The sequence below is a fragment of the Leifsonia sp. Y862 genome (genome assembly GCF_057669585.1).
The window spans coordinates 1,500,046-1,525,838 of sequence record NZ_JBYHFR010000001.1 but is presented as its reverse complement, the minus strand read 5'-3'; the positions used below and the strand labels follow the sequence as shown (position 1 = coordinate 1,525,838).

At 64.3% G+C, this 25,793-nt stretch carries 23 protein-coding genes; 12 read left to right on the top strand and 11 right to left on the bottom strand.

Annotated features, from left to right (window positions below):
* Positions 1–14: 14 nt before the first annotated feature.
* Positions 15–494, bottom strand: a complete 480-nt coding sequence (locus AC25Z0_RS07145; protein WP_488132708.1) for a GNAT family N-acetyltransferase — start codon at positions 492–494, stop codon at positions 15–17.
* A 414-nt stretch (positions 495–908) separates the two neighbouring features.
* On the opposite strand from AC25Z0_RS07145, the gene AC25Z0_RS07140 reads away from it, so the two are divergent.
* Complete coding sequence (locus AC25Z0_RS07140) at positions 909–2,264, top strand: HNH endonuclease signature motif containing protein (RefSeq protein WP_488132707.1); 1,356 nt, start codon at positions 909–911, stop codon at positions 2,262–2,264.
* A gap of 135 nt (positions 2,265–2,399) precedes the next feature.
* Here the strand turns inward: AC25Z0_RS07140 and AC25Z0_RS07135 are convergent, their stop codons facing one another.
* Both AC25Z0_RS07135 and AC25Z0_RS07130 read right to left on the bottom strand, forming a co-directional pair.
* A complete protein-coding gene (locus AC25Z0_RS07135; RefSeq protein ID WP_488132706.1) occupies positions 2,400–3,071 on the bottom strand; it encodes an alpha-ketoglutarate-dependent dioxygenase AlkB family protein in 672 nt (223 codons plus the stop codon).
* Positions 3,068–3,628, bottom strand: a complete 561-nt coding sequence (locus tag AC25Z0_RS07130; protein WP_488132705.1) for an NUDIX hydrolase — start codon at positions 3,626–3,628, stop codon at positions 3,068–3,070. Before AC25Z0_RS07130 ends, AC25Z0_RS07135 begins: the two co-directional genes overlap by 4 nt.
* 120 nt (positions 3,629–3,748) lie before the next feature.
* Here AC25Z0_RS07130 and AC25Z0_RS07125 point away from each other — a divergent pair, with 120 nt between their 5' ends.
* The 7 genes from AC25Z0_RS07125 to AC25Z0_RS07095 all read left to right on the top strand — a co-directional run bounded on the left by AC25Z0_RS07125 (position 3,749) and on the right by AC25Z0_RS07095 (position 14,363).
* The gene (locus AC25Z0_RS07125; RefSeq protein WP_488132704.1) at positions 3,749–5,251 is read left to right on the top strand and encodes a DUF3375 domain-containing protein; all 1,503 of its coding nucleotides are present in this window, start codon (positions 3,749–3,751) and stop codon (positions 5,249–5,251) included.
* Positions 5,244–6,062, top strand: coding sequence for a DUF4194 domain-containing protein (locus AC25Z0_RS07120; RefSeq protein ID WP_488132703.1), 819 nt, complete (start codon positions 5,244–5,246; stop codon positions 6,060–6,062). Before AC25Z0_RS07125 ends, AC25Z0_RS07120 begins: the two co-directional genes overlap by 8 nt.
* Positions 6,059–9,448: an ATP-binding protein gene (locus tag AC25Z0_RS07115; protein ID WP_488132702.1), complete on the top strand. Its 3,390-nt coding sequence runs from the start codon at positions 6,059–6,061 to the stop codon at positions 9,446–9,448. The genes AC25Z0_RS07120 and AC25Z0_RS07115 overlap by 4 nt, the downstream gene beginning before the upstream one ends.
* A 230-nt stretch (positions 9,449–9,678) precedes the next feature.
* On the top strand, positions 9,679–11,118 hold the full coding sequence (locus AC25Z0_RS07110; protein ID WP_488119486.1) for a lipase maturation factor family protein: 1,440 nt from the start codon (positions 9,679–9,681) through the stop codon (positions 11,116–11,118).
* Positions 11,111–12,553, top strand: a complete 1,443-nt coding sequence (locus tag AC25Z0_RS07105; RefSeq protein WP_488119485.1) for a phytoene desaturase family protein — start codon at positions 11,111–11,113, stop codon at positions 12,551–12,553. The genes AC25Z0_RS07110 and AC25Z0_RS07105 overlap by 8 nt, the downstream gene beginning before the upstream one ends.
* A gap of 85 nt (positions 12,554–12,638) precedes the next feature.
* On the top strand, positions 12,639–12,995 hold the full coding sequence (locus tag AC25Z0_RS07100; protein ID WP_488119484.1) for a zinc ribbon domain-containing protein YjdM: 357 nt from the start codon (positions 12,639–12,641) through the stop codon (positions 12,993–12,995).
* 456 nt (positions 12,996–13,451) lie between these two features.
* Positions 13,452–14,363, top strand: coding sequence for an aggregation-promoting factor C-terminal-like domain-containing protein (locus AC25Z0_RS07095; protein WP_488132701.1), 912 nt, complete (start codon positions 13,452–13,454; stop codon positions 14,361–14,363).
* Positions 14,364–14,471: 108 nt separating this feature from the next.
* Here AC25Z0_RS07095 and AC25Z0_RS07090 read toward each other — a convergent pair whose 3' ends face one another.
* The 3 genes from AC25Z0_RS07090 to AC25Z0_RS07080 form a co-directional block, all read right to left on the bottom strand.
* Positions 14,472–16,907: a penicillin-binding protein gene (locus AC25Z0_RS07090; RefSeq protein WP_488132700.1), complete on the bottom strand. Its 2,436-nt coding sequence runs from the start codon at positions 16,905–16,907 to the stop codon at positions 14,472–14,474.
* 340 nt (positions 16,908–17,247) lie between these two features.
* On the bottom strand, positions 17,248–17,733 hold the full coding sequence (locus AC25Z0_RS07085) for a hypothetical protein (RefSeq protein WP_488119481.1): 486 nt from the start codon (positions 17,731–17,733) through the stop codon (positions 17,248–17,250).
* Positions 17,734–17,797: 64 nt separating this feature from the next.
* The gene (locus AC25Z0_RS07080; protein WP_488132699.1) at positions 17,798–18,400 is read right to left on the bottom strand and encodes a hypothetical protein; all 603 of its coding nucleotides are present in this window, start codon (positions 18,398–18,400) and stop codon (positions 17,798–17,800) included.
* 156 nt (positions 18,401–18,556) lie between these two features.
* On the opposite strand from AC25Z0_RS07080, the gene AC25Z0_RS07075 reads away from it, so the two are divergent.
* From AC25Z0_RS07075 to ligD, 3 genes are all read left to right on the top strand, one after another.
* Positions 18,557–19,060, top strand: coding sequence for a MarR family winged helix-turn-helix transcriptional regulator (locus tag AC25Z0_RS07075; protein WP_488132698.1), 504 nt, complete (start codon positions 18,557–18,559; stop codon positions 19,058–19,060).
* 5 nt (positions 19,061–19,065) lie between these two features.
* Positions 19,066–19,926 carry a 3-hydroxyacyl-CoA dehydrogenase gene (locus tag AC25Z0_RS07070; RefSeq protein ID WP_488132697.1) on the top strand — a complete coding sequence of 287 codons (861 nt, stop codon included), beginning with the start codon at positions 19,066–19,068 and terminating at the stop codon, positions 19,924–19,926.
* Between the two features lie 177 nt (positions 19,927–20,103).
* Positions 20,104–21,126 (top strand): non-homologous end-joining DNA ligase, encoded by a 1,023-nt coding sequence (gene ligD, locus AC25Z0_RS07065; protein WP_488132696.1) that lies wholly within the window; start codon positions 20,104–20,106, stop codon positions 21,124–21,126.
* Between the two features lie 54 nt (positions 21,127–21,180).
* Here the strand turns inward: ligD and AC25Z0_RS07060 are convergent, their stop codons facing one another.
* Together AC25Z0_RS07060 and AC25Z0_RS07055 are read right to left on the bottom strand one after the other, a co-directional pair.
* Positions 21,181–21,849 (bottom strand): TetR/AcrR family transcriptional regulator, encoded by a 669-nt coding sequence (locus AC25Z0_RS07060; RefSeq protein WP_488119476.1) that lies wholly within the window; start codon positions 21,847–21,849, stop codon positions 21,181–21,183.
* 75 nt (positions 21,850–21,924) lie between these two features.
* Positions 21,925–22,503, bottom strand: a complete 579-nt coding sequence (locus AC25Z0_RS07055; RefSeq protein WP_488119475.1) for a TetR/AcrR family transcriptional regulator — start codon at positions 22,501–22,503, stop codon at positions 21,925–21,927.
* Positions 22,504–22,566: 63 nt separating this feature from the next.
* Here AC25Z0_RS07055 and AC25Z0_RS07050 point away from each other — a divergent pair, with 63 nt between their 5' ends.
* Positions 22,567–23,454, top strand: a complete 888-nt coding sequence (locus AC25Z0_RS07050; protein ID WP_488132695.1) for an oxidoreductase — start codon at positions 22,567–22,569, stop codon at positions 23,452–23,454.
* Between the two features lie 5 nt (positions 23,455–23,459).
* Here AC25Z0_RS07050 and AC25Z0_RS07045 read toward each other — a convergent pair whose 3' ends face one another.
* From AC25Z0_RS07045 to AC25Z0_RS07035, 3 genes are all read right to left on the bottom strand, one after another.
* On the bottom strand, positions 23,460–24,476 hold the full coding sequence (locus tag AC25Z0_RS07045) for an LLM class flavin-dependent oxidoreductase (protein ID WP_488132694.1): 1,017 nt from the start codon (positions 24,474–24,476) through the stop codon (positions 23,460–23,462).
* Positions 24,477–24,575: 99 nt separating this feature from the next.
* Positions 24,576–24,878, bottom strand: a complete 303-nt coding sequence (locus tag AC25Z0_RS07040) for a hypothetical protein (protein ID WP_488119472.1) — start codon at positions 24,876–24,878, stop codon at positions 24,576–24,578.
* Between the two features lie 114 nt (positions 24,879–24,992).
* Positions 24,993–25,481 (bottom strand): FBP domain-containing protein, encoded by a 489-nt coding sequence (locus AC25Z0_RS07035; protein WP_488119471.1) that lies wholly within the window; start codon positions 25,479–25,481, stop codon positions 24,993–24,995.
* Positions 25,482–25,793: the final 312 nt, after the last annotated feature.

Below are 25,793 nucleotides of genomic sequence, written 5' to 3'. Positions count from 1 at the left end.
GCGAGCCAGGCAGGCTAGTGCGCCATCCACCGCATGAAGTAGTTCGTGAGGGACGCGCCTCGACGTTCGACGCGCTGCGCACGCACCACCTCGAAGCCGTGATGCTCGAAGAAGGGGCGCGCTGTGACGCTCGCTTCGACGGTGAGGGTGGTGATCCCATTGGCGTGTGCAATTGACTTCATGCGGGCAAGCAACGCGCTGGCGACTCCACGTCTGCCGGCATCCGGGTCGACGAACATCATGTCGATATGCCCGGCGTTGTCGATATCGGTGAAACCGATGACCGATCCTGCTCGCTCAGCGACCCAGGTGTTCGAGGCTGACCGCCTCGTCGTCCAGACGACCTGATCGATGTCGTCAGAGGCCCACGCCGCGATCTGCTGCGCGTCGTAGTGCTCAGAGGCCGACACCCTGATCGCGCGCAGGAAGACACCGAGCGTCGCAGCGCCGTCGGCAGCGACGAACGGCCTGATCGAGATGGGGGAGTCATTCATATCGGGCAACGCTATCGTGCGCCCCGCTGGTGGAAGAGTCCGCCCGATGTCACTTCGGGCGGAGTCTTTGCGACACGCCGGGTGCAACCGGCACCTGCGCGCGGCGTGTCACATTTTCTCCGCTTGAACCCACCCCCGGTGGTCGAGGAGCGAGCGCCAGCGAGCGTCTCGAGACCTCCCGCGCCCAGAGAACCTCCCCGCACGTCGAGCTTTCCCCCACCCGACCGACCGATCTGAACCCACCCCCGCTGGTCGAGGAGCGAGCGCCAGCGAGCGTCTCGAGACCTCTCAGCCGGCGCCAGAGAGGCTCCTCAACAGGCCGCCCCTCGCGGCAGTTATCCACAGTGAAATACCCAGATCAGGGCATATTTCTGACCCATAAGAATGTCGGTGGTGCCGAGGATAATTCAGGGTATGAACCCCCTCATGAAACAACTCGGCATAGAAGTCGAGGAGGCCGCCCGATTACATCGGAGCCTCGCGACGATCGCCGCGGCAGAGGCCGTCGCGATCGACCGGGCCCGCCTGACCAGCGAGTCCATGACCACCGCCCCGGTCACCGTGCCCCAGGCGGAACAGGCCTGGGCGAACGAGCGACTGCTCGTCACCGAACTGGCCTGCGCATTCCGAGTGCCAGAGCGCACCATGGAAACGACGATCGCCGTCAGCAAGATCCTCGTGCACCAGCTGCCCACCACCTTGGCCGTGTTGCAGACCGGGGACATTAGCTATCGGCACGCCACCACCCTCGTCGACCAGAGCATCGGGCTGTCCCCGGAGAACACGGCTGCCCTTGAGGCGGCGGTGTTGCCGGATGCGGGTCGGCTCACCGTGGCGAAGTTCGCCCAGAAGACCCGAAAGGTGCGGGAACGGCTCGACGCGGAATCGATCACCGCTCGGCATGAGCGCAGCGTCGCGGACCGGGCGGTGTTCTTCGAACCCGCCAAAGACGGCATGTGCTGGGTCAGCGCATTCCTTCCGGCAGCGAAAGGACAGGCAATCGTGAGCCGGATCACGAACTTCGCGATGAGCCTGCAGGGTTCGGATGAGTCCCGCACGCTGACGCAGTTGAAGGCTGATGTGTTCGTTGACCTGGTCCTCGACGCGGGCAACGGTAACGGTGGCGGCAGCGGTAGTAGTGGCGGTGATGGCATCTCAGGCTCGGTGACGGGTGGCGGCAGCCGCGGCATCAAAGCTGATGTCGTCATCCTGGTTCCGGCCTTGACGCTCCTCGGTCGCAGCGACGAACCCGCCGTGTTGGAAGGCTACGGGCCGATCGACCTCGACACCGCCAAAGAACTCGTCGGCGACGCGACGAGCTTCCTCCGCATCCTCACCCACCCCGAGACCGGAGCGTTCCTGTCCGTGGGGCGGGATCGCTACCGGCCACCGGCCGATCTCCGCACGGTGTTGCAGCTACGGGACGGCACCTGCCGGTTCCCCGGCTGCAACCGGGCGGCCAGGCAGAGCGATTTCGATCACACGGTGCCGTTCACGGAGAACGGTCAGCAGGGTGAGACGAGGCTGACGAATATGGCCTGCCTCTGCGCGAAGAACCACCGCGACAAACACGAAATCGGCTGGCAGGTCAGCCAGGCAGACGACGGAATCCTCCACTGGACATCACCAACCGGCAACAAGTACGACACCGAACCTGAGAACGAGATCGGGCCGACCGCTCTGCCTACGGTCTCGGTCTCGGCGCCGATCCTGGTTCCGGTCCCGGTCCTGGTCTCGGTTGAATCGGACACCAGTCTCCCGCCGTTCTAGGCGCTCGGCGGGTTGAAACCCATTCCGTTGTCGAGGATAGGGTTCCAGCCAGTCGAGCAGGATGCGAGTTCGGTGAGGAAAATGAGTCGGTTTGAGCAGGATGTGAGTCGGTTGATGAAGCGAGTCGTGCGCGGCTCAGTCGCTGAGGCCCGTGACCCGCATGGTGATGTTGATTCGGCCGCTCTCGAGGCCGCATCCGCTCGGTGCCGTGCCCGGATAGACCCGCGTCACGCCGTGGTACGCGAGTCTGGATGCGCCGCCGAAGACGAAGAGGTCGCCCGATGCCAGATCGATGTCCTCGTACGGCTTCGTGCGGCTCTCGGTGTTGCCGAAGCGAAATTGGCAGGTGTCGCCAATCGACAGCGACACGACGGGAGCGAGTGAACGCTCGTCCTTGTCCTGGTGCATGCCCATCCGGGCGTCGCTGTCATAGAAGTTCACCAGCGCGGTATCCGGCGTGTAGTTGTCTCCGGCATGAGGGTCTCCGGATGCCGCCACAAGTGCTTTCCGGCCGAGCCGCACCATCCAGTCTGGAAAGTCGAGCACTCGGTTGCCGTTGACGTCGACGGCATCCCGCGAGTATTGGTATGGCCGCCAATGCCAGCCGAGGCACACGGTCTTCACGCTCATCTCGTGGCCCCGAACGGCAGCCGATCGGATCGGCACAGGGCCGGCCACCCACTCATGGAAGCGCGCAACAGTCCACGCTTGCTGTTCCAGCGTCAGCCAGTTGGGTACCCAGGTGGCGCCGGGGGAGAGCTCGCGGCGCGGGCGCTCAAACAGGTCGTCGCCGAACAGCGTGGTCACGGCCGGTACTCCCTACTGAGCGCCGCCTGCCGTGCCCGTTCGATCCGTCGGGCCAACCCGGGAGGGGTCGCGGCAGGGAGAGCACCCACCGGCCACCACTGCACGTCTTCGCTTTCGTCGCTCACCGTCACGGCCGACGCATCATCGGCGATCGCGATGAACCCGACATCGAGGTGCTCCTGGCAGAGCCCGAAGGCCGAGGCGAGGGCATGCCGGTCGACGTCGACGACATCCTCGGTGAGGAGCGTGAGCGCGGCGATCCCGCTCTCCTCCCGCGCCTCGCGAAGCCCCGCCACGGCCAGCGACTCGTCGGTGCGCTCAAGGTGCCCGCCGAACTGCACCCAGAACTGGCCCTTACGGTGAAAGCACAGCAGCACGCGCTCGAGGTCTGGTGAGAACACAAAACAGCTCGCCGTGAGGTGCGCAGGCAACAGTCCCTTGTAGAGGGCCGCATCGCCCTCAGCGCTGAGATGCTCGAGAAATCCAGTGCGGATGGCGAGCTGATCCTGCGGCGCACCTGTCCACTCGGTGAGAGTTCGGGTCGCAGAACTGAGCATCGGCCAAGTTTACGCCGGGGTCGCTTGTGGATGACGAGTCGCTGGCGCGCGTCGTGTGCGTACGCGCCGTGCCCCCACTGGCAGGTACGGTTGATGAGGTCCAGGAAAGGGGCATCCTCGTTGAGTGAAATTGCAGGCGAACTAGCGCGCGTGCGCGAAGCCTTCGACAAACCGACGCTGCGACTGCTCGACCGCAAATGGGCCCCGTTCGTCCTTGCCGTCTTCAAGAGCGCATTCAGTCGCGATCGGCGCAGCGTCCAGGCCGACAGGCTGCACATCCAAGTGGATGCCTACCTCGCCGACCTGCGTTCAGCCGGCGTTTCGACGCCGAACGGCAATGGCCGCGCCCTCTGCGTGCAGTGGATGAACGACCAGTGGCTGTACCGCGAAACCGGTGAGGACGATGCGGAGCAGTACTCGCTCACCTCGCATGCTCTCGAGGCGCTCTCGCTCGTCGACAGCCTGTCCCGCAGCAGGGCGCTGATCAGCGAATCACGGCTCACCATGATCGTTGACACGGTGCGCAATCGCGCAACGCAGGCCAACCCTGATCGGGAGGACCGCATCCGTCGCCTCGATCAGCAGATCGCTGAACTCTCCAGCGAGCGCGATCGACTGGCGAACGGTGGCGAGGTCGCCGCCGCATCGAACGAGCAGATGCATGAGGGGTACGCGAACCTCATCGACCTCATCGGTCAACTGCCGAGCGACTTCAAGCGGGTCGAAGAATCGGTGGCCGGCATGCACCGGCAGATCGTGAACGACTTCCGGGCCGAGGATCGGCCCATCAGCGAGGTGCTCGACGAGTACCTCTCCAAGACGGATGCCCTCATGTCGTCAACCGCTGAAGGTCGCGCTTTCGAGGGCGCATTCGTGCTGCTTCGGAACGACGCCCTGCTGCAGGAACTCAAGAATGACCTGGAGACGATCCTGCTGCATCCGTTCGCCGACACCCTCTCGGCCACGGAACGACGAGCATTCATGGCGACGGTCGGTCTGATTCGGAAGGGCATCGACGACGTGCTCACCCAGCGCAACGGACTGACCACCACGCTTCGTGAGCACATCGTGAACCACGACGTCGTCAAAGACCGCGAGCTTGAGTTGCTGTTGCGTGAGATCAACAAGGAACTGGCGACGTGGATGGAGACGGCCGGCCCGCGCTCTGTGGTCACCGCAGAGCTGATGCCAGGCTCGCTCGACGCCCCGCACCTGCGGGAGAAGTTCTACGACGCCGACCTGCACACGCCGCCGCCGCCGCTCGATGATGTCTCCGACGACGCCCCTCTGCCACCAAGCCTCGACGATATGCGCAAGCAGGGCGGCCCCCAGCTGCGCCAGATGCAGAACGCACTGGTGAGCGCGTTCGCCGATGGCGGCGCTGAGTCGATCGGCGACGCCTTCAACGAGCTCGACGCCGACCTGCGGAGGCCCGTCGAGATTCTGGGCCTGATGCAGATCGCGACGCAGATCGACGCGGTCAACCGCACCGGCTTGCTGGAGACATTCGAGGCGGTGCGCCCCGATGGGTCGCGGCGCACATTCACCGTTCCGCGCATCACGTTGAACGACGACGAGACGGCGGCCCTGGCCGCCCTGGACTACGGAACGAACATTGACTGACGAGTGGCAGGACGCCGGAACGAACAACTTCTCCGACGCTGAGAACGAGACGGATATCACCGAACTGGACGAGGGCACGGAGAGCTTCTCGCTGTTCGAGGGCGACGAGGGCGGACTCACCGTTCAGCAGCGCAAGACGCTCGTGCTGCTGCTCAAGCACCGATACATTTCGGCGGCCAGCCAGCCGACGGCCTGGCGCACCCTGCTCGAATCGACGACCCTGCTGAAGTCGCGTCTCAACGATCTCTTCCTCGACCTGCACGTTGACTACAACTACGAGGTTGCGTTCAAGCGCCAGGCGGTGCCGGAGGGCGGGCAGTCATTCCCGACCCTGCTGCACGATGTCGCGTACACGCGCGAGGAGACGATTCTGCTCGTGCTGCTGCGCCAGCGTTTCCGCAGTGAGCGCGCAAACGGCCAGGAAATCGTGCTCGTCGACCGCGACAACCTGCAGGCCAACGTTGCCCACTTCCGCCCAGAGCACGCCACCGACCGGTCAGGAGACGCCCGCCGCACGGCCGGCGCCATCGAGAGCCTGGTCAAGGCGCGCGTGCTGCTGAAGACGAGCGACCCCGACCGGTTCCGCATCTCACCCGTCATCGAGGTACTGCTGCCCGTTGAACGCCTGGCCGAACTGCTGGAGTGGCTCGTCACCGAGAACGCCAGCAGCGAGAGCAGCGACAGCGGCGACAGCAGCGACAGGAGTGTTGAAACCAGCCCTGACGCCAGCGCTGACGCCAGCCTTGCCACCAGTACCGAGTACACCCCTGCCGATGCGGCGACTGAGCCCGAACTGGAGCCCGCCTCATGAGCGATTCCCCGCTGTTTTACGTTGACGGCCTGACGGAAGGCACCACGCAGTGGAAGGCCGAGACCTTCCAGATGGTCAACTGGGGCGGATTCCACGGGCACCACGAGATCGCGTTCGCATCGACGGCGACGCTGGTGTCCGGCGCATCCGGTACGGGCAAGAGCACGCTGCTCGATGCCTACCTGGCGCTCATGATGCCCTCAGACACCCCGTTCAACGGCGCATCCAACGACGCAGGCTCTGGCAGGGCACGGAGCGCCGACCAGCGCAACCTGATGACCTACCTCAAGGGCAAGACGGACTCCAACCGCGAGGCCGACACCGGCGCACTGCACGACCAGGTGCTGCGCGGCGCGGATTCGTCGACCTGGGGCGCCATCGCCATGACGTTCATCGACGACAACCAGCGCCGGTTCACTGTGCTGCGCACGTATTTCGTGCCCCGCGGCACCAACAAGTTCACCGACATCTCCATGAAAATGGCCACCGTTGACGGCGCGCTCGACCTGCGCGACCTCGGTGACGTCGTCGACTCCAAGTTCGACAAGCGCGCCCTGAAAACGCGTTTTCCTGAGCTGGATGTCTTCGACACCTACGCGGCATTCGCCCAGACCCTGCACACCAGGCTCGGTATCGGCGCGAACGGTGACGGCAGCAAGGCACTTCGCCTGCTGGCCCGCATCCAGGCCGGCCAGCAGGTCAAGACGGTCGACGGCCTCTACAAGTCGATGGTGCTCGAGGAGCCGGCCACCTTTGCCGCGGCAGACAAGGCCGTCGCCCACTTCGAAGACCTCGAGCGGTCATACGGCGCCATGGTCACAGAAGCGCAGAAGGCCAAGGTCTTGGAGCGCTTGCCTGAGCTCTTCAGCGAGTTCGAATCGTCGAGCGCGAAGGCCGCCCTCATTGACACGTTCGGCGTGCACCGCACCGGTGACACGCCATTACTCCTGTGGCAGCTGAGCGCTGAGCAGCGCCTGCTCGCTGCGGCAGCGGATGCCAACCGGCTGCAGCGCGCGGACGTCCAGGCCGAGCTCACCCGAGCCAGGAACGCTGAGAAGGACCTCAAGGCACGTGTTGCGGAGAGTCAGTCACGCCAGCGGGACAACGGCGGCGACGTGCTGGCCGGCCTGCAGGGCGAGCTCGCCCAGCTGACTGACAAACGCGATGAACTGGCGAGGGAGCGCGCTCGATTCGACGAGCGGATCGAGCTGCTGGCCGCCGCGATCGAGACTCGCGACGACTTCACCGCTGCGCAGACAGCGGCCGCCGGGTCACTCGCCGGGTTCGCCGCGAACGAGCGCGCCCTCGACGAGTCGCGCGCAGCCCTGCTGCGGGATGCCTATCCGATCGAAGACCAGATTCGCGTCCTCAAGCAGGAACGCACGTTCCTCAGCGGCCGCGAGAGCCTGGTTCCCCAGCACCTGCACAACGCGCGGTTGCTGATTGCTGAAGCCGCGGGCATGACCGCAGACGAGCTGCCATTCCTCGCCGAACTCATCGACATCGCGCCGGGCGAAGAAGTGTGGCGGCAGGCCGCGGAGGTGAGCCTGGCATCCGTTGCCCGTGTGGTGCTCGTCGACGAGACCCGCCTCGCCGCGCTCAGCCAGGCGATCGATCCGCTGCACCTCCCGGTGCGGATTCACTTTGAGGGCGTGTCCCTCGGCGCGCTGGCCGGGTCGTCAGCAGGAGGCCCGAGCGACACTCGCTATGTGTCTGGGAAGCTGGTCTTCAAAGACTCGCCGTTTTCCCCCTGGGTGCAGCGGCGGGTGCAGTCTGCCTCGCTCGATGCGCTGTGCGTCGAGTCACCGGCCGCGCTGCAGGGCGACGGACCGCGTGTGACCGTGAGCGGCCAGACCCGCAACGGCAACCGTGGCGCCCACGGCGTCAACAAAGACCAGAAGCCGATCATCGGATACTCCAGTGCCGTGCGCCAGGCAGAGATCGATAGCGAGCTGGAGCGCCTCACCGCGAAGGCCGCTGCGCTGGCCGCAGAGGTGTCCTCGCTCGGGACAGCGCTGGCAGCGCTGCGCGCAGAGAAGGATGCCAGCCAGTTCCTCGTCGACACCGCATGGGCGTCGATCGACGTAGCTGCCGCAGAGGCCAGGGTCGCCCAGAAGCACGCTGAACACCAGCGCGTGCTCGCCACCAGCGACGTGTTGCGCACCCTGAAGGATGACGAAGAGCGGCTGAGCGCCGAGCTCGAGGCCGCCCAGCTGCAGAAGTTCGCGGCGGATCGCGATGCCCAGCACCTCGCGGCAGAGCAGGCGGCAATCGTCGACCGCGAAGACGAGGTCACCACCCAGCTGGAGCGCATTGAGCGCGACCAGACGGTGACGCTCTCCGAGGAGCAGGCCTCTCACCTCGACGCGCAGTTCGCTGCAGTGGGCGACCCGACAGACCTCACCGCGTTCGACGCCGGTGTGCGCCGGTTGCGGGAGCGACTCATCGAGCAGTCTGCGAGCGACAGGGAAAGCGCAACGAGTGCACGCGACGCACTCATCGGAATCTTTGAGGCCTTCCAGAGCCGCTGGCCAGACCCGAATATCGGGGTGTCGATGGAGTCGTACACCAGCTACCGCGACATCCTCGACTCCGTCCTCACGCTCGGCTTGCATGAACGCCGCCAGGAGTGGAAGCGCCGGCTGGCAACATGGAGCGGCCAGGACCTCGTTCCACTTACCGGAGCATTCAACACCTCGATCGAGGAGATCGAAGACCGGCTGCGTCCCATTAACGAGATCCTGTCGTCGCTGCCGTTCGGAGCCGGGCACGATCGCCTGCAGATCTCGCTGCGGCGCCTGCACCGCGACGACTCGGTGAAATTCCGCGCAGAACTCAAGGCGCTCTCCAACGGATCAACCGACAACCTCACCGATGACGAGACCGAGAACCGATTCCGGCGCCTGCAGCAGTTCATGGGCCAGATCCGGAAGCCAGAAGACGAGTCCAAGCCATCGCTGACCCGCGAGGCGCTGCTCGATGTGCGGAAGCACGTGGAGATCACCGCGGTGCGCACCACGCTCGACGGCCAGGAGATCAGCACGTACTCCTCGCTCGGCGGCAAGAGCGGTGGAGAGACCCAGGAGCTCGTCGCATTCGTCGTCGGAGCAGCACTGCGCTTCCAGCTCGGCGACGAGAGCCGCACACGCCCCCGGTTCGCACCGGTATTCCTCGACGAGGGATTCGTGAAGTCGGACTCCGAGTTCGCCGGGCGCTCGGTTGCCGCCTGGAAGGGTCTCGGATTCCAGCTCATCGTCGGCTCGCCCCTCGACAAGGTGACGGCGCTGGAGCCATACATGGACCTCGTGCTCTCGATGACCAAGAACAACGCCACCGGCTACTCGTATATCACGCCGCTGTCGACCCCAGTACCGGTGCCCGCCTAGTAGTCACCACCTCGCTGGTTGAGGAGCGACCGAGGAACGAGGCCGCGTCTCGAAACCGCCGCACGTCGGCTTCGATATCGCCTCACGAGGTTTCGAGGCGGCCGCGAGCGGCCTTCCTCAACCAACGGAGGCAGGGGTTCCGGTGGTTGAGGGCGCCCGCCAGGGCCGTCTCGCAACCTACGTGCGCGACCATTGACGCCCCGTGACAGCGGCCTAACGTTGGCTGCGAGATGGACTGGTTCGGGGGCAGTTACGAATACGCTCGGGAGATCCTGCAGCGGGGGATAGGCGCGTGCTACCTCATCGCCTTCATCTCTGCAGTGAACCAATTCCCTGCCCTGCTCGGCGAGCACGGCCTGCTTCCGGTGCCGCGGTTCGTGGCGCGCATCCGCTATCGACAATCGCCGAGCCTGTTCCACTGGCGATACAGCGACCGGATGCTGCTGACGCTGGCCTGGTGCGGAATCGTGCTGTCGGCATCCGTTGTGATCGGTCTGCCGCAACTCGGCCCTCCGTGGCTGCCGCTGCTGGTCTTCCTGCTGCTCTGGGCCGGATACCTGTCGATCGTGAACGTTGGGCAGACCTTCTATTCGTTCGGCTGGGAAAGCCTGCTGCTCGAAGCGGGGTTCGTGGTGGCGTTCCTCGGCTCGAACGAGGTGGTGCCTCCGCTGGCGATTCTGGTCTTCCTGCGCTGGCTGGTGTTCCGGCTGGAGTTCGGGGCCGGCATGATCAAGATCCGCGGTGGCAGCGAGTGGCGCGACCTGACAGCGCTCTACTACCATCACGAGACGCAGCCGATGCCGAATCCGGTCAGCTGGTTCGTGCACCATGCGCCGAAATGGTTTCACCGCACCGAAGTCGTCGGCAGCCACTTCGCGCAGCTCGTCGTGCCGTTCTTCCTGTTTGCGCCGCAGCCCGTGGCATCCGTTGCGGCCGCGATCATCATCCTCACCCAGCTGTGGCTGGTGTTCACTGGCAACTTCGCCTGGCTGAACTGGATCACCATCGTGCTGGCCTTCTGCGCCGTCGATGACGAGTCGCTGCGCTTCGTCCTGCCGTTCCTGCCGGAGCCGGGCACCGCTGGGCAGACCTCGCCGCTCTGGTTCACGCTGCTGGTGCTCGCGGCAACCGTGTTCCTCCTTGTGCTGAGCTACCGTCCGCTTCGCAACCTGTTCAGCCACCACCAACTCATGAATGCGAGCTTCAACCGCTATCACCTCGTCAATGCGTACGGCGCATTCGGCACGGTGACCAGGGATCGGTTCGAGGTGATCGTCGAGGGCAGCGACGCTGATATCCCCGAAGCGGATGCCGACTGGCGCGAGTACCAGTTCAAGGGCAAACCGGGGGAGCTCGCATACCGGCCGCGGCAGTTCGCGCCGTACCACCTGCGGCTCGACTGGCTGATGTGGTTTCTGGCCCTCGGGTCGCCGGACACCCGCTGGTTCGAGGTGTTCATGGTGCGGTTGCTGGAGGGTGACAGGCGCACGCTGAAGCTGATGCGCGTCAATCCGTTCCCCAGCGCCCCTCCGCAATGGCTGCGTGCCCGCATCTACCTCTACCGCTTCTCAACCAGGGCGGAGCGGCGTAGAACGGCAGAGTGGTGGGTGCGCATCGAAATGGGTGACCTGGCCGGACCCGTCGGATTGGGAGAGCGACCGCATGCCTGACGTGAACATTGTGGGAACGGGGCCGAACGGGCTGGCGGCTGCCGTCGTGTTCGCCCGCGCTGGGCTCTCTGTACACATGAGCGAGCGTGCGGGGCTGGCCGGCGGCGGCCTGCGCACGGCTGAGCTGACGCTGCCTGGCTACCGGCATGACGTGTGTTCTGCGGTGCACCCAGCGGCGCTCGCATCGCCCTTCTTTCGGGAATGGGGTCTGACCGAGCGCGTGGAGTTCATCATCCCAGACGTGTCGTACGCGCATCCGCTCACGGCAGGGCATGCCGCCATCGCCTATCGTGACCTTGATCGCACGGTGGAACGTCTTGGCGTTGATGGTCCGGCATGGAGGCATTTGATCGAGCCGCTCCTCGGCCGTCTTGAGGGCGTCCTCTCGTTCACAGGCTCCCAGCTGTTGCAGTGGCCGGATGTCCCGCTCGCCGCTATCGAGTACGGCCTCCGCACCCTCGAGCAGGGCTCAGAGCTGTGGCGTCTGCGTTTTCGCCGCGCGGATGCCCCTGCCCTGTTCGCCGGTGCCGCCGCCCACGCCGGGGGACCCCAGCCGTCGCTTGGCACGGCGGGCGCCGGACTGTTGCTGGCCGTGCTTGGCCATGCAGCAGGTTGGGGTTATCCCCGCGGTGGTTCGCAGATGATTGCAGACGCGCTGGTTGCAGACGTGCTGGCGCACGGGGGACAGATCGAACTCGACCGAGAGATTCGCTCGCCGGCCGATCTCGAACCCGCGCGGGTGACCATGCTCGACACCTCACCACGCTTCTTGGCCAGCTTTGCCGGTGCAGCCCTTCCGGAGCGCTATCGACGCGCGCTTGGCCGCTACCGCTACGGCAGCGGGGTTGCGAAGGTCGACTTCGCGCTGAATGGCCCTGTGCCGTGGGCGAACCCGGAGGTCGCACTCGCCCCGACTGTGCACCTGGGCGGGGACCGGCCAGAGCTGACCGAGGCGACACGGGTGGTATTTCGGGGGCAGCACGCGCGGCATCCGTTCGTCCTGGTCACGCAGCCCAGCATCCTCGATGACTCACGGGCGCCGGCCGGTCACCAGGTGCTTTGGACGTACGCGTACGTGCCCGCCTACTCAGACGTGGACATGACAGAGACGATCATCCGCCGCGTTGAGCAATTCGCCCCCGGGTTCAGGGACACGATCGTGGGCTCGTCCTCGCGGTCGGCACTCGCCATGGCCGAGCATGATCCGAACTTCGTGGGTGGCGACATCCTGGGGGGAGCCGTCACACTGCGGCAGCTCGTGAAGCGTCCGGTGGTGTCGCCGAAACCGTGGAAGACGCCGGCTCCCGGGGTCTACCTGTGTTCGGCGTCGACACCGCCTGGCCCTGCCGTGCAGGGAATGAACGGCTGGTTCGCCGCACTCATAGCGCTGCACGACGAGTTCGGCATCGCCGAGGCACCGCGGCTTGCCCCGTAGGCGCCAAGCAGGAGCCAGGGGGAGTTGCCCCACCACGCTGCGAACGCGAAGGCCTGCCTGTGTGGTGGCCCACTACGGTTGGAAGGTGAACGAGACCCTCCCGCCCTGCCCAGCATGCTCCAGTGACCTGACCTACGAGATGGGTGCCCTGCTGGTCTGCCCGCTCTGCGCCCACGAGTGGGAGAACGTCCCCACGGAGCAGGTCGACGACGTGGTGGACGAGTTCGTCATCACGGATGCCTCCGGCAGCGTTCTCGCCGACGGCGATACCGTCACCGTTATCAAGGACCTCAAGGTCAAGGGCAGCTCCACCGTTGTCAAGGTCGGTACCAAAGTGCGCAACATTCGCCTGATCAACGGTGTTGGAGATCACGACATCGAATGCAAGATCGACGGCATCGGAGCGATGCAGCTGAAGTCAGGATTCGTCAGAAAGGTCTAGCGGATCGCGGGGAAGCCTCCGGACCCAGCGGCCCGCGCATCCCGCCGAATGGGGGAGCTGCACAGTCCTTACTACTGTTTTCCGTAGAAGCGTGGCTACTCCGTCGATGCGACCGAGCGAGCAGATGGGCATGTTCGCTGCCGCGGTGCAAAAAAGCCAGAGCACTGATGACTTTGGCAGGAAAGCGTGAGAAACCGCCCAGAAAAACTTTGCATAATTGCAACTTCGCCCGCGCGGTAGCCCGCCCGTGGATTGTCTAGTACGAATCGTTGGACTCATGTCCGAGCGGTTCATTTTGTGAAAGTTATGCTTACCTCTCTAAAAAATCGCTTCCGTTCGTCCAACAGCGTCCCCGGCGCTGACCGTTCCTCACCCGAAACCGCAGTCCTCGATACCGACACGAGCGCTACTGCCACAAGCCCCATCTCCATAAGCGCCACCACGAGAAGCGCTGTTGTGCGGGAATCCCGCCAGCTTCGCATTCGTAAGCGCATGCTCACGGCCGGCGCCATTGTCGCCGCAGGCGCGATCGTCAGCACCGGATTCGGCGTGCAGACCGCGGTCGCCGAGCAGCGCGAGGCCACCGCAACCGTCAACGCAATCTCGGAGAACAACCGGGTTCTGGCCACGAAGCTGACCGCGTACACGGAGACCGTTGCAGAGCACGCCGCGCACAACGCCACAACCGCCATCGCCGGCGCGAACGTCGTCCTCGCCGCGGCAGCGGGCAAGACGGATGCCACGCCGCTGACCGAATCCGTCACCGCCCTGGCCGATTACACCGCGCTTGAGACACCCCGTGTCTACGAGCTCGTCGATGAGACCGAGGCCAGGAGCGACGAAGTTCGCGCCGCAACGGCTGAGGTCGATCGCCTCGAAGCGGAGTCAGCCGCAGCGGCCGCTGCCGCTGCTGAGGTCGCTGCCAAGGCCGAGGCCGCTGCCAAGGCAGAAGCCGCCGCAGCTGCCAAGGCAGCGAAGGACGCTGCCGCCGCAGCGAAGTCATCGTCATCATCCGCTGCTCCGAAGGCCTCGACGTCGTCGCGTCCGGCTGCTCCGACTGACCCGTCGGGTGCGCAGGCCATTGCCCGCGACCTCATGGCCTCCCAGTACGGCTGGGGCGCTGACCAGTTCGGCTGCCTCGTGAGCCTGTGGAACAAGGAGTCAGGCTGGAACGTCAATGCCTACAACGCCTCGAGCGGTGCCACAGGCATCCCGCAGGCGCTGCCGGGCAGCAAGATGGCATCGGCCGGCTCTGACTGGGCCACCAACCCCGCAACGCAGATCAAGTGGGGCCTTGGCTACATCTCCGGCAGCTATGGCACGCCGTGCGCGGCCTGGGACAAGTCGCAGTCAAGTGGCTGGTACTAAGAAGCAGTAGCACGCAGATTCACCTGCAGCGAGGTGCGTTGGCCCAGAGCCACGCACCTCGCTGCTTTTCTGTGTGCCCAGATCAGTCTGCGCTCAGCGTCTCAGCGCCTAACGGTTGCCCGGTCCGCCATTGTTACCGCCATCGTTGTTGCCGCCACCGGGGTTGGGGCCAGGTGCCGGAACCGGTACAACGGGAGGCACCACGATCTTGACGCCGTCGCTCGAGAAGATGGTCACGGTAGAGCCGCGCCCGGTGCTGGTGCCACCGGCCGGGTCGCTCTTGGCCACGGTTCCCACCGGCATCTCTGATTGGGTGATTCCGCCATCCACGACGTTGAAGCCGGCGGCTTCGAGCACGGATTTCGCGTCGGCCATCGTCTTACCGCGGAGGTCTGGCACATTCACCTGCGGAGCCTGGATGAGATCCCACGTCGCCTCGGCGAAGTCATCTCCTCCGTACTTCGCGTTGGCGACGGACATTACGACGGGCCACATCCGGTGCCTGGCCGTGGCAGCTTGTCCGCTGTCGAAGTAGGTGTTGCGCTGGTCGATATCGCCGTAGACGCTGACCACGCCGACAACTGTCGCCACCTTGCTGCTGGCGCCACTCATCCAGGTGTCCTTGTTCCCGTCGGTCGTTCCGGTCTTGCCGATCATGGGCACTCGGGGAGACGTCGCCCCATAGGACTTCGTGCCAGATCCTGAGGTCAACACTCGCTTCATTGCGTAGACCATTCCGGCAGCTATGCGAGGTTCGACTGACTGGTCACAGGACGACGCTGGGACTGCGATCTCAGTGCCGTCAGGGCCCACAATCTTGTCGATGGCGATCGGCGAGCACGTTGTGCCATTGTTGGCGATCCCCGCGAAGGCAACAGCCATCGACAGCGGAGCGACCTCTTCGGTGCCGAGGACGGTACCCGCGCTGTGTTTCAACGGATCTCCGTCTGCGCGGTGCACCTTGAACGCCGCGGCCGTGTTGCCGATGCCGCACAGGTCGAGCTGCTTGGCCATGCCGATGAAGCCAGTGTTGATCGAGTTGATCGTCGACTCCAGGGCGCTGTAGTTCACGCCGGCCTCACTGGAGTCATTCTTCGGGTTGAAGTCCGAGTAGCTCTGCGGCCCATCGCAACTGTCCTTGAACGTTCCCCAATCGGACTTGCGCCTGGAGTCGACGCGCTCGTTGAGCGTGTGTCCTTCCTTCAGCCATTCGGCGAGGGTGAACACCTTGTATGTGGAGCCGGGCTGGAAACCACCGGAGTTGCCCTGGTTGTAGTCGGTGTTGTAGTTGATGGCCTCGTACTGCGGTCCGAGGGCCAACACTTCGTCGTCCTGGCTGTAGATCTTGTTCTGAGCCATCGCGAGCACGCGTCCGGTGCCCACCTGCACACTCGTGATGACCGCGCCGACATCCCAGCCGTCGTATGTCTGCGGCACGTTGTCGCGGATTGCGCCCTCTGCAGCGATCTGCAAGTCGAGGTCGAGTGAGGTGTACACGTCATAGCCGCCACGGCGGAAGTTCGTGAGTCGGGTGTCTTCGTCGTCCCCGAACGTGGGGTCGGTCTTCAGGAGATAGGTGACGTAGTCACAGAAGTACGCGCTGCCGCCTGCCGTCTGGCATCCGGTGCTCGGCTCCTTGATCGTGGGTTCCACCGGCGCGGCGACTGCGGCTGTGTAGTCTTCGGCGGTGATCTTGCCGAAATTCAGCATCTTCTTCAGGATGTAGTCGCGGCGCTCCTTGTTGGCGGCGTAGCCGTTGGCGGCACCGTTCGTCTCGCTGTCGGGCTTATCGAGCTGGCGCTTGGCGGGGTTCTGTACGATCGCGACGAGGCTGGCGGCCTGCGGCAGGGTGAGGTTCGCGGCCGTCGTACTGAAGTAGTAGTTGGCGGCGGACTCGATGCCATAGACGGTGCCGCCGTAGCCAGTGATGTTCAGGTAACCGCGCAGGATGTCGTCCTTGGAGTAATTCTTTTCCAGTCCGATGGCCCAGCGCATTTCCTTGATCTTGCGGCCGGGGTTTGGGTCGGTCGCGTCCTCGATGCAGTCGTCGAGCTTGTCCTGGTCGACGATGAGCTCGCACTTCTGCACGAGAACGTTTTTGACGTACTGCTGGGTGATGGATGATCCACCGCGCAGCTCCTTGCCTGCGAACGATGTGACCGCGCCCTTGACGGTTCCTTCGAGGTCGACGCCACCGTGCTCGTAGAAGCGGGGATCCTCGGCCGCGACGGCGGCATCCTTCACAAAGGGGCTGATCTCGCTCGACGCGACTTCAACGCGATTCTGGTCATAGAACGATGCGAGCAGCACGGGGGACCCGTCGCCGCCCGTTGCGAAGATATTGCTCTTCTGGGAGAGCTCATCGATGGCTAAGTACTCGGGGAGTTTCTCAAAGACGTTGATGGTGTTACTGACCGCAATGCTGCTCACGGCGAGTGCCGGAGTAACCCCCACAGCAACCAAGACCCCCGCTGCCGCGCTCATTGCAATCACACCAAGGAAGCCCCCGACGAATTCTCGCGCCGTTCCGTTATTGGCAGACATAGCGAAGAGACTAGCCTGATCAGGGAATTCCCGGCCACACAATTTCGGACAGGGCGTGTCGTTGGCGCCGTCGGCGCTGCTTCACCACCCCGCCCGACTGGCTGCCCCTCCGCTCTCGCGGTACGCTGGCACCATGCGCTGAGGCGAGCGTTGACCACTCGGTCCGCACGCACTCTGCCACGAACGGAGCAAAAACCTCATGGCCGGTGTCCTGATTGGCATTCTTCTTACCTTCGCTGCTATCGGCGGCGTGCTGATCATCGCCTGCGCCGTCGCTCTTGCCAAGTCAGCGAACACCCACAAGTAGCACGCTGCTCCGCGCCCTGCGTGAGTCATCGCGCTAGCGCAGGATCTCGACGAGAAGCACCCAGGCGTTCACCACTGATCCGATGAAGACCAGGATCACACCGGTGGCGATCCAGTAAAGCCCGACCGGATTGTCAGCGGACAGCAGCGCGCCGCCGACCAGGAATGGTGCAATCTGGACCGGACCGAGGATCGCCTTGACGACGCTTGGTGCGAGTGGCCAGTCGCCGCGCCGCGCGATAATCCGCCAGCCTGCGTCGATGTAGAGTGCAGCGGCGCCGGCGGCGAAGGCGAGGATTTCCAGTCCGAGCGCGAGGTTGGCCTGGCGGGGAATCAGCGCTGCCCCCGACGCCACCACGATCAGCACGAGCGAACCGATGGTTGCGCCGGCGCGTGAGGTCATCGTGGGGATCGCGATGATCTGTCCGATGTTGACCGACATCGCCACGATGATCAGCCCGGCCAGCGCTGCGCCTGCACCGGCCGCCGCAACGAAGAAGTCATGCCAGTCGGCCGTCATGGCACGATCTTGACCGGGGGAGCGCCCGTCGTCAAGAAGCGGTGAGGGGTCAAGCGGCCAGGAGTCAGGCGGCGAGGGCGGCGAGATCCTCGCTGATCAAGAGCTCGATGCGGCGGTCGCGGTCGTGCTGATAGTCGTCATCGGAGGCGGGGGGCACGTAACCGCGCAGAAGTGACGCCTCAATCGAGGCAGCGATCTCTCCCCAGGCATTGTCCCTGGCTCGCCTTACCAGCCTGGACAGGTACTCGTCGTCGGTGCAGCGTTCGCGCAATACCTGGGCCATGGATCGCGAGGCCTCTTCCCTGCGCTCCAGGTTGTCTATATCGGCTACGCGATAGTCGTGCACGTGGTCGGCTTCGCCCTTGAGCGCACCGGTCATCAGGCGGGTCGCCTCGATGCGGTCGGCCACGCCGTCAGCCTCCGCTGCGAGAGATTCCAGCACATCGCGGGCGGCAGCACGGTAGTGGGCCTCACTGTATGGCTCCGTTCCGGTGAGAGCGCCGACAACCACGCTGTTCTTCAGCGACATGCGGCAGGCGTACTCAGCAAGCAGTAGGCCCTCTTCTGTTGCGTCTTCGAGGCTGGCCAGTTCTGGATCGGGAAGCGCGGCAAGGTCGAACGGTCGCTGCACGACCTTTGTGCGACGACGACCCCGAAACCACATCATTCCTCGCTCTCGATTAGCTGCGACGCGTGGCCGGCGCGACCACTCTTTCGAGCCTAGTCGCCAGCGAATTTCGCACCACAGGCATCCGCTCAGGAAGGCCGTGAAATCAAGCCGAGGCAATTTGAAAATTGTGCAGCCGAGGCATATCGTTGCATTATGCAACAAAGCAGTTCCGACGCCTCCGCACGCACGGCGGCCGCCGCAGAGATCGTGCACGAGCTGGTCTTGATCTCCCGGCGCGGTGTGGCTGACGTCCGATCGTTTGACGCCAGGATTTCGCTGGCCGAGCAGTCGATACTCATGCACATCGCGATCAACCCCGGCTGCCGCTCCACCGACATCGCGGCCGAATTCGCGCTCAACCGCTCAACGGTGTCGCGCCAGCTGAGCGGTCTCATCCGCTTAGGCCTGGTCATCGAACAGGGGAGTGCCGCGGGCCGCGGGAGGCCGCTCGAACTCAGCGTTGAAGGCCGGAAGCACTACAACGCCGCCATCGATTCGCTCCAGGTGGGTGTCGACACGCGTCTCTCTGAGTGGGCAGATGCCGATGTCGGGGCCTTCGCAGAAGCACTTGCGCGATTCAATCGCGCTCTCGCCGTTGCTCCACAAGAGCACGCACCGAAACAGTCACCACTCGTGACGAGCGAAGAAAAGGAATGAACCACATGGGATCGCTGAAGAACATCACGGTACTAGGGACAGGCGTCCTTGGCATGCAGATCGCATACCAGACCGCATACAACGGATTCCCCGTTGTCGCGTATGACATCAACGACGACGCGCTGGCCAAGGCGAAGGCCCGCTCGCTCGAACTCGCTGCCACCTACAAGGAACAGGTAGCCGGCGCTGCAGATGGCAAAGCGGATGCCGCCATTGCCCGCATCACATTCAGCGCCGACCTCGCCGACGCGGTGAAGGACGCCGACCTCGTGATCGAAGCAATTCCAGAGAACATCGACATCAAGAAGGACACCTACACGAAGCTGGGCGCCCTCGCCCCTGAGAAGACGATCTTCGCCACGAACTCGTCGACGCTGTTGCCGAGTGACCTGATGGAGTTCACCGGGCGCCCCGACAAGTTCCTGGCCCTGCACTTCGCCAACAAGGTCTGGATCTTCAACACCGCCGAGGTGATGGGCACAGAGAAGACCGACCCCGCCGCCTACGCGGCGGTTGCCGAGTTCGCCGGCGAAATCGGAATGGTTCCCATCGAGATCAAGAAGGAGAAGGCCGGTTACCTGCTGAACTCCCTTCTCGTCCCACTGTTGAACGCCGCCAGTGACCTGCTCATCGACGGCATCGCCGAGCCGGAGATGATCGACAAGACCTGGCGCATCGGAACGGGTGCGCCGTTTGGCCCATTCGAGATCTTCGACGTCGTCGGCCTCACCACTGCGTACAACATCTCCTCCGTCGGCGGCCCGAAGCAGCAGGCATTCGCCGCGTACATCAAGGAGAACTACATCGACAAAGGCAAGCTTGGCGTCAACTCTGGCGAGGGCTTCTACACCTACCCCGCCAAGTAGACGATGCGCTGACGGCGGCACGCGCCCGCCTCGAGAGCTCGGTGACACTGGACCGCTAGATGACTCTGATCTGACACTGGCCTGCCCTGGTCGGTTCAGTGACACTGGTCGGTTCAGTGACACTGGTCGGTTCAGTGACACTGGTCGGATCGGGCGCCCGGGAATAGCGTTGTCTTCATGAAGAGCGAGGCTGTGGCGGTTGAGGTTGCCGGCCCGCACGGGGTTCGCCAGGTTCGGCTGACCAGCCCCGGGCGGGTGCTCTGGCCAGAGCTCGGCATCACCAAGCTCGACCTGGCGAACTATGTCGTGGCCGTTGGGGATGCCTTCGTGGCGCAGAACGGCGATCGACCCGTCTCGCTGCAACGGTTTCCAGACGGAATCGAGGGCGAACAGTTCTTCTCGAAGAACCCGCCGCGTGGCGCACCAGACTATGTGCGGTCCGTGATGGTGGTTTACCCGAGCGGCCGAACGCATCCGCAGCTCGTCATCGACGAACCGGCCGCGATCGTCTGGGGCGTCCAGATGAATGCGATTGTGTTCCACCCGTGGCCGTCGCGTGCGGGGAACCCGGATTTTCCAGACCAGATGCGCATCGATCTCGACCCGCAGCCGGGCACCGACTTCGCCGACACCATCCCGGTGGCGCAAGAGTTGCGTCGGCTGCTGGGCGAGGTTGGGCTGACCGGGTACATCAAGACCTCCGGAAACCGCGGGTTGCACGTCTTCGCCGCGATCACGCCAACGCACGAGTTTCTCGACGTGCGTCATGCGGTCATCGCGCTGGCGCGCGAACTCGAGCGACGGATGCCGAAGCAGGTCACGACAGCCTGGTGGAAAGAGGAGCGGGGCGAGCGTATTTTCATCGACTTCAACCAGGCCAACCGCGACAGGACCATGGCCGGCGCCTACAGCCCGAGGGCCTTGGCTCACGCGCCCGTGTCGTGCCCCCTCGACTGGGACGAGCTAGAGAACGCCGACCCAGCCACTTTCACGATCGCCACAGTGCCGGAGCGGCTGGCCACGACGGGTGATCCGTGGGCGACGCTCGGCGACAATCCGGGCATCATCGACGAGCTGCTGGGCTGGTGGGACAGGGATCTGGCCGCCGGTCTCGGCGAACTACCGTTCCCGCCCGACTTCCCGAAGATGCCGGGGGAGCCCCCGCGGGTGCAGCCGAGCAGGGCCCGCACCGCGTATTAGTCCGAGTGTCCGAGGGGCCGAGCATCCAGTCGGCCTCGGCGGTCCAAGAGTCGGCTAGAAGTCGGAAACCGGCTGATGAACGTCGAGTTCTGCCTGGTACGTGCGCTCCAGGAAATCGACCAGGTAGTCGCACGCCACTCGGGTGCACTCGTCGATGAAGAACTGGTCGCCATCGGGGTTGGTCGCGAATGCCCTGGCGATGAGCCCGTCGACGACTTCGACGACGACCTCGACGTGCAGGTTGAGATTCTCGCGTTCGTGGACTCCGAACCGTACGACGAAGATCTCAGCCAAGACGGATGCCGCGAAGCTGCGATTGCTCACCTCGTTGTTCAAGAGGTTCGTGTCAACGGCGTCGCCCAGTCGAAGCCACCGGAAGCCGGGTTCTGTGCGACAGAGTTCGGCGTACACGCCAATGACCCTGGACAGCAGGATCGTCCAATCGCCGGCCTGTGCGCTCAGCGCCTCCTTGGTGCTGGCGATGAAGCGTTCGAGGTTGCGGGCTGCAAGTGCGCGGGCCACAGCCTCAAGGTCGCTGAAGTAGCGATAGATGCCAGGGCCGGACATGCCGGCTTTTCGCGCAACCAACGTCATCGTGACGTTGCGGTAGCCCACCTCGTCGATGAGCGCTGCCGCTGCGTCGAGTATCAATCCCAGTCGCGCGTTGCTGCGATCTTGCTGGGGTACACGACGTAGGCTCGCTGTGCCTTGGTTGCCAACCATTTCATCCCCCATAGTTCGCTTACAAGGATATCGACACGCGACGCCTCGTTGCGAACGGCACGCACAGCGCACAGACTAACTCGCGATAAACCGAGGAATCGCGTCATCAACAAGGTCCGCGGCGCTTTCGCGCGCGACCACGCCGCAGTTGACGAGTGCCGCGATCCCCTGACACGTCGCCAGGAACAGTGTCGCCGAAATCTCGGCGCCTGCCCCTGTCACGAGTCCTTCGGCTTCGCCACGCGTGAATAGTTCTCGCAGAGGGGCGAACGCTTCACTCGCACCTCTAGCGATCGCGTCGGTGGCGCCCGGTGCCTCGTGTCGGTACATCACGTCGACCAGGTTCGCGTTATTGGTCGCAAATGCGACGTACGCGTGTGCGACGAGAGCCGCCTGGTCACGCGGACCGGGCGTCGACGCGACTGCATCCCTAATTTGTGCGGCAAGCAGGGCGAACCCCTCGACGGCCAGCGCTTCCATGAGTCGCTGCCGGTCGGCAAAATGACGGGCGGGAGCCGCGTGGGATACGCCGACCTCTCGCGCGAGTTCTCGCAGCGAGAGAGCGCCAGCCCCACGCTCGCCCAGAACGCGCAGCGCACGCTCGAGAAGGACGTCCCGAAGATTGGTTCGTTGATAGCTCAATCGCTCATCCATTGATGCAGTCTATCAGGACCGTTGTCATTGACATCAATGTAGGCACTGACTACAATATTGATCATGATTACACTCACTTCGTCGTCGCAAATTCCGGATCAGGCCGGCCGAACCGCCATCATCACAGGTGCAAACAGCGGCATCGGCTTGGCCGCCGCAGCCGCGCTAGCCGCCAAGGGCGCGCGAGTTATCCTCGCCGTCCGCGACCTCGATAAAGGCCGCGCCGCTGGGGAATCGATTGGCTCCGGAGCGGAGGTAAGGCATCTGGACCTGTCGTCACTCGAGTCGGTGCGGCGTTTCGCGGCCACCATCGACACCTCGTTCGATTACCTCATCAACAACGCGGGCGCGATGACCGCCAGTCGGCAGCTCACCGGCGACGGTTTCGAAAGCCAGTTCGGGGTCAACCATCTTGGCCATTTCGCACTCACGAACCTTCTGATCGACCGCGTCACCAGCCGCGTCGTGACGGTCACATCGAGCGCGTACAGTTCAGCCACGATTGACTTCGCAGATCTCCAATGGGAGCGACGTGCGTACAGCCCCTTCGGTGCGTACGGACAGTCGAAGCTGGCGAATTTACTCTTCACTACTGAACTTCAACGTCTCCTCGTCGAGTCGGGATCCTCCGTACGTGCCGCTGCCGCCCATCCTGGCTGGGCGTCAACAGGCTTCACGATCAGAAGCGGCAACCGTCTCCTCGACGCGCTTAGCGCCCTGGCCACGCCCCTGATGGCTCACGGCCCCAATGGGGGTGCATTACCGACACTTCTCGCCGCCGTTGGGGACATCCCTGCGAACGCGTTCATCGGTCCGAGTCGGTTTGGAGTTCGAGGCCCGGCGGCGTTGATGGATCGATCAGCGAAGGCGATCGACCCCGTAGCCGCCCGACGACTCTGGACCGTGTCGGAGGAACTTACGAATACCGCGTTCTCCTTGAAGGCTTACTGATCGGGTCAGCGCCACCCTGCTGCGGGCGCGATGTGTTGTGCGATCGTCTCCAGCAGGCGCGCGTTGTACTCGACGCCCAGCTGGTTCGGCACGGTCAGTAGCACGGTGTCTGCTTCCTGCACGGCGGCGTCCGTGGCCAATTCCTCGGCGATGACGTCCGGATCGCCGACATAGCTCTTGCCGAACCGGGCGAGTGTGCCCTCCAGATAGCCCACCTGGTCTGCACTGTCACCGGAGCGCCCGCCGAAGTATGCGCGGTCCTCGTCCGTCGTGATGGGCAGCACGCTGCGGCTCACCGACACCCGGGGCTCACGATCCCAGCCAGCCTCGGCCCACGCCGCTCGATAGATGGCGATCTGTTCGGCTTGCAGCTCGTCGAACGGCACGCCGGTGTCTTCGACCAACAGTGTTGAACTCATCAGGTTCATGCCCTGCTCTGCGGTCCAGCGCGCCGTCTTGCGTGTCCCTGATCCCCACCAGATGCGGTCGGCAAGGCCCGGCGATTGCGGCTGCACCGGCAGCAGCCCCGGCGAGCGGGTCATCTGCGGGTTGGCCTGTGCAACGCCGGCGCCATCAATCGCCGCGCGAAACAGTTCGGTGTGCGTTCGCGCGAGGTCGGCATCCGTCATGTCCTCAGGGGGCACATGCCCGAATGCCTCAGAGCCGCGGAGAGCCGTTTCTGGTGATCCGCGGCTGATGCCCAGCTGCAGGCGGCCGTTGCTCAGCAGGTCAGTGGATGCTGCCTCCTCCGCCATATACAGCGGGTTCTCGTATCGCATGTCAATGACGCCGGTGCCGATGTCGATCCGGCTGGTCCGAGCTGCCATGGCCGCCAGGAGCGGGAACGGTGACGAGAGCTGGTTGGCGAAGTGATGCACCCGCACATATGCGCCGTTGATTCCGATCTCCTCGGCCGCGACGGCAAGTTCGACGCTCTGGATGAGCGCGTCGCGCGCCGTCGGGGTATGCGACCCACGAACGTCTTGCCAATGACCGAAAGAGAGGAACCCGATGCGTTTCACACGTGAGACAGCGCCGGGCGCGTGCCCGCTATTCCCGGCTGTGCATTGATTGGTGCGCTCCAATGTGCAGAGCGCATCCAGTGTGCCTGGTCTGTCGTCTTAGTCGTAGACGGCCAGGAGCTCCCATTCCCGGCGACCTGGCACGCGTTGAACGTCGAACACATGCGAGTTTCCCGCGCTGTCTGTTCCCTGGAAGCGCCACCCGGTGATCGGCGATGACGCCGGATGCGTGATCGCCGCGTGGAGGTCGACGATGTCGCGAATCGGGGTCGGCCGGTCTGTGACGGTGTACCTGACCCCGCTAACCACCAGCCGGACGGGAATTCCTCCGTCACTCCAGACCGAAATCATGGTCGTCGATGCCGTGATCATGCGCTGCCCCTGTCCCGCTCCATCGAACATGTGTTCGATGGTTAACGACAATACGTCGCGCGCGATCAAATCGCAAGACGCGAGTCAGTGCTCGAGTCAGTGCTGGAGTCAGTGCTCGAGTCAGTGCTCGAGTCAGTGCTCGAGTCAGTGCTCACGTACCTCAGAAATGAACCCGCGAACGCGCTCGCCCAAGCCAACGACTTGCTTCTCTTTGGCAGCCTCGACGTCGAAGCCGATGTACGCCATGGGTGGCCGCTTCCGCGCATTCGCGGAACACCCGAAATCCCCGCAGATGAGCGTGCCGACGGTATCGCCTCGTCTGCCCGCCTGGCCGGCTCGCTTTGCGCCGTAGAACACAACCTCGTTCGTCAGCGTGATGTCCTGGCACCACGAGCATTGCGCCCTGGCCCGTGGTGCTGTGTGAGCCCGAGTGAGAACGATGCCAACGAGGGTGTCTCCCTGCCATGCGACGACGTATGCGCGGCGGGGCGACTTTCGGTCTCGCCAGCCGAAGTGGTCGATGCGATCCCACGCGATTGCATCGAAGTCGAGGGGGAGAGTGAGGTCGTTGACCTCCTTGTGTGATGCATTGACGAAGGAAGCGCGAATCTGTTGTTCAGTCAGAGGAAGCAAAATGAGTCACCAATCGATCGGCCAGTGGCCGGTTGCGCCGCACCAGGGCGGCAATTGAAGGGGTGTCGATGAGCTGGTGAGGCTATCTCCTGTCGGCGAGAACGACGCCGACAACCTCCTGACGCCCTGAGGGCGATACAGAGAGGGAGTAGAACATCCCGGGAGCCTATCAAACGAAGCGGTGCTCAGGTTCGGAGCTGGTCGAAACCGTTCGGACCGATTTCACGGGATGAAGCCGTAGCCTCACGGCTGAAACTGAGCCTGCTTGACCTGCCATTGCGCGCCGATCTGCTGCGAGAACTGGTGCCACCG

Bases quoted from the DNA above. Each gene is read 5' to 3' on its own strand.
- AC25Z0_RS07090 (WP_488132700.1), bottom strand. From the start codon at position 16,907: ATGTCTGCCAATAACGGAACGGCGCGAGAATTCGTCGGGGGCTTCCTT.
- AC25Z0_RS07140 (WP_488132707.1), top strand. From the start codon at position 909: ATGAACCCCCTCATGAAACAACTCGGCATAGAAGTCGAGGAGGCCGCC.
- AC25Z0_RS07055 (WP_488119475.1), bottom strand. From the start codon at position 22,503: ATGGATGAGCGATTGAGCTATCAACGAACCAATCTTCGGGACGTCCTT.
- AC25Z0_RS07115 (WP_488132702.1), top strand. From the start codon at position 6,059: ATGAGCGATTCCCCGCTGTTTTACGTTGACGGCCTGACGGAAGGCACC.
- AC25Z0_RS07075 (WP_488132698.1), top strand. From the start codon at position 18,557: ATGCAACAAAGCAGTTCCGACGCCTCCGCACGCACGGCGGCCGCCGCA.
- AC25Z0_RS07130 (WP_488132705.1), bottom strand. From the start codon at position 3,628: ATGCTCAGTTCTGCGACCCGAACTCTCACCGAGTGGACAGGTGCGCCG.
- AC25Z0_RS07040 (WP_488119472.1), bottom strand. From the start codon at position 24,878: ATGTTCGATGGAGCGGGACAGGGGCAGCGCATGATCACGGCATCGACG.
- AC25Z0_RS07070 (WP_488132697.1), top strand. From the start codon at position 19,066: ATGGGATCGCTGAAGAACATCACGGTACTAGGGACAGGCGTCCTTGGC.
- AC25Z0_RS07050 (WP_488132695.1), top strand. From the start codon at position 22,567: ATGATTACACTCACTTCGTCGTCGCAAATTCCGGATCAGGCCGGCCGA.
- ligD (WP_488132696.1), top strand. From the start codon at position 20,104: ATGAAGAGCGAGGCTGTGGCGGTTGAGGTTGCCGGCCCGCACGGGGTT.
- AC25Z0_RS07110 (WP_488119486.1), top strand. From the start codon at position 9,679: ATGGACTGGTTCGGGGGCAGTTACGAATACGCTCGGGAGATCCTGCAG.
- AC25Z0_RS07105 (WP_488119485.1), top strand. From the start codon at position 11,111: ATGCCTGACGTGAACATTGTGGGAACGGGGCCGAACGGGCTGGCGGCT.
- AC25Z0_RS07145 (WP_488132708.1), bottom strand. From the start codon at position 494: ATGAATGACTCCCCCATCTCGATCAGGCCGTTCGTCGCTGCCGACGGC.
- AC25Z0_RS07080 (WP_488132699.1), bottom strand. From the start codon at position 18,400: ATGATGTGGTTTCGGGGTCGTCGTCGCACAAAGGTCGTGCAGCGACCG.
- AC25Z0_RS07085 (WP_488119481.1), bottom strand. From the start codon at position 17,733: ATGACGGCCGACTGGCATGACTTCTTCGTTGCGGCGGCCGGTGCAGGC.
- AC25Z0_RS07060 (WP_488119476.1), bottom strand. From the start codon at position 21,849: ATGGTTGGCAACCAAGGCACAGCGAGCCTACGTCGTGTACCCCAGCAA.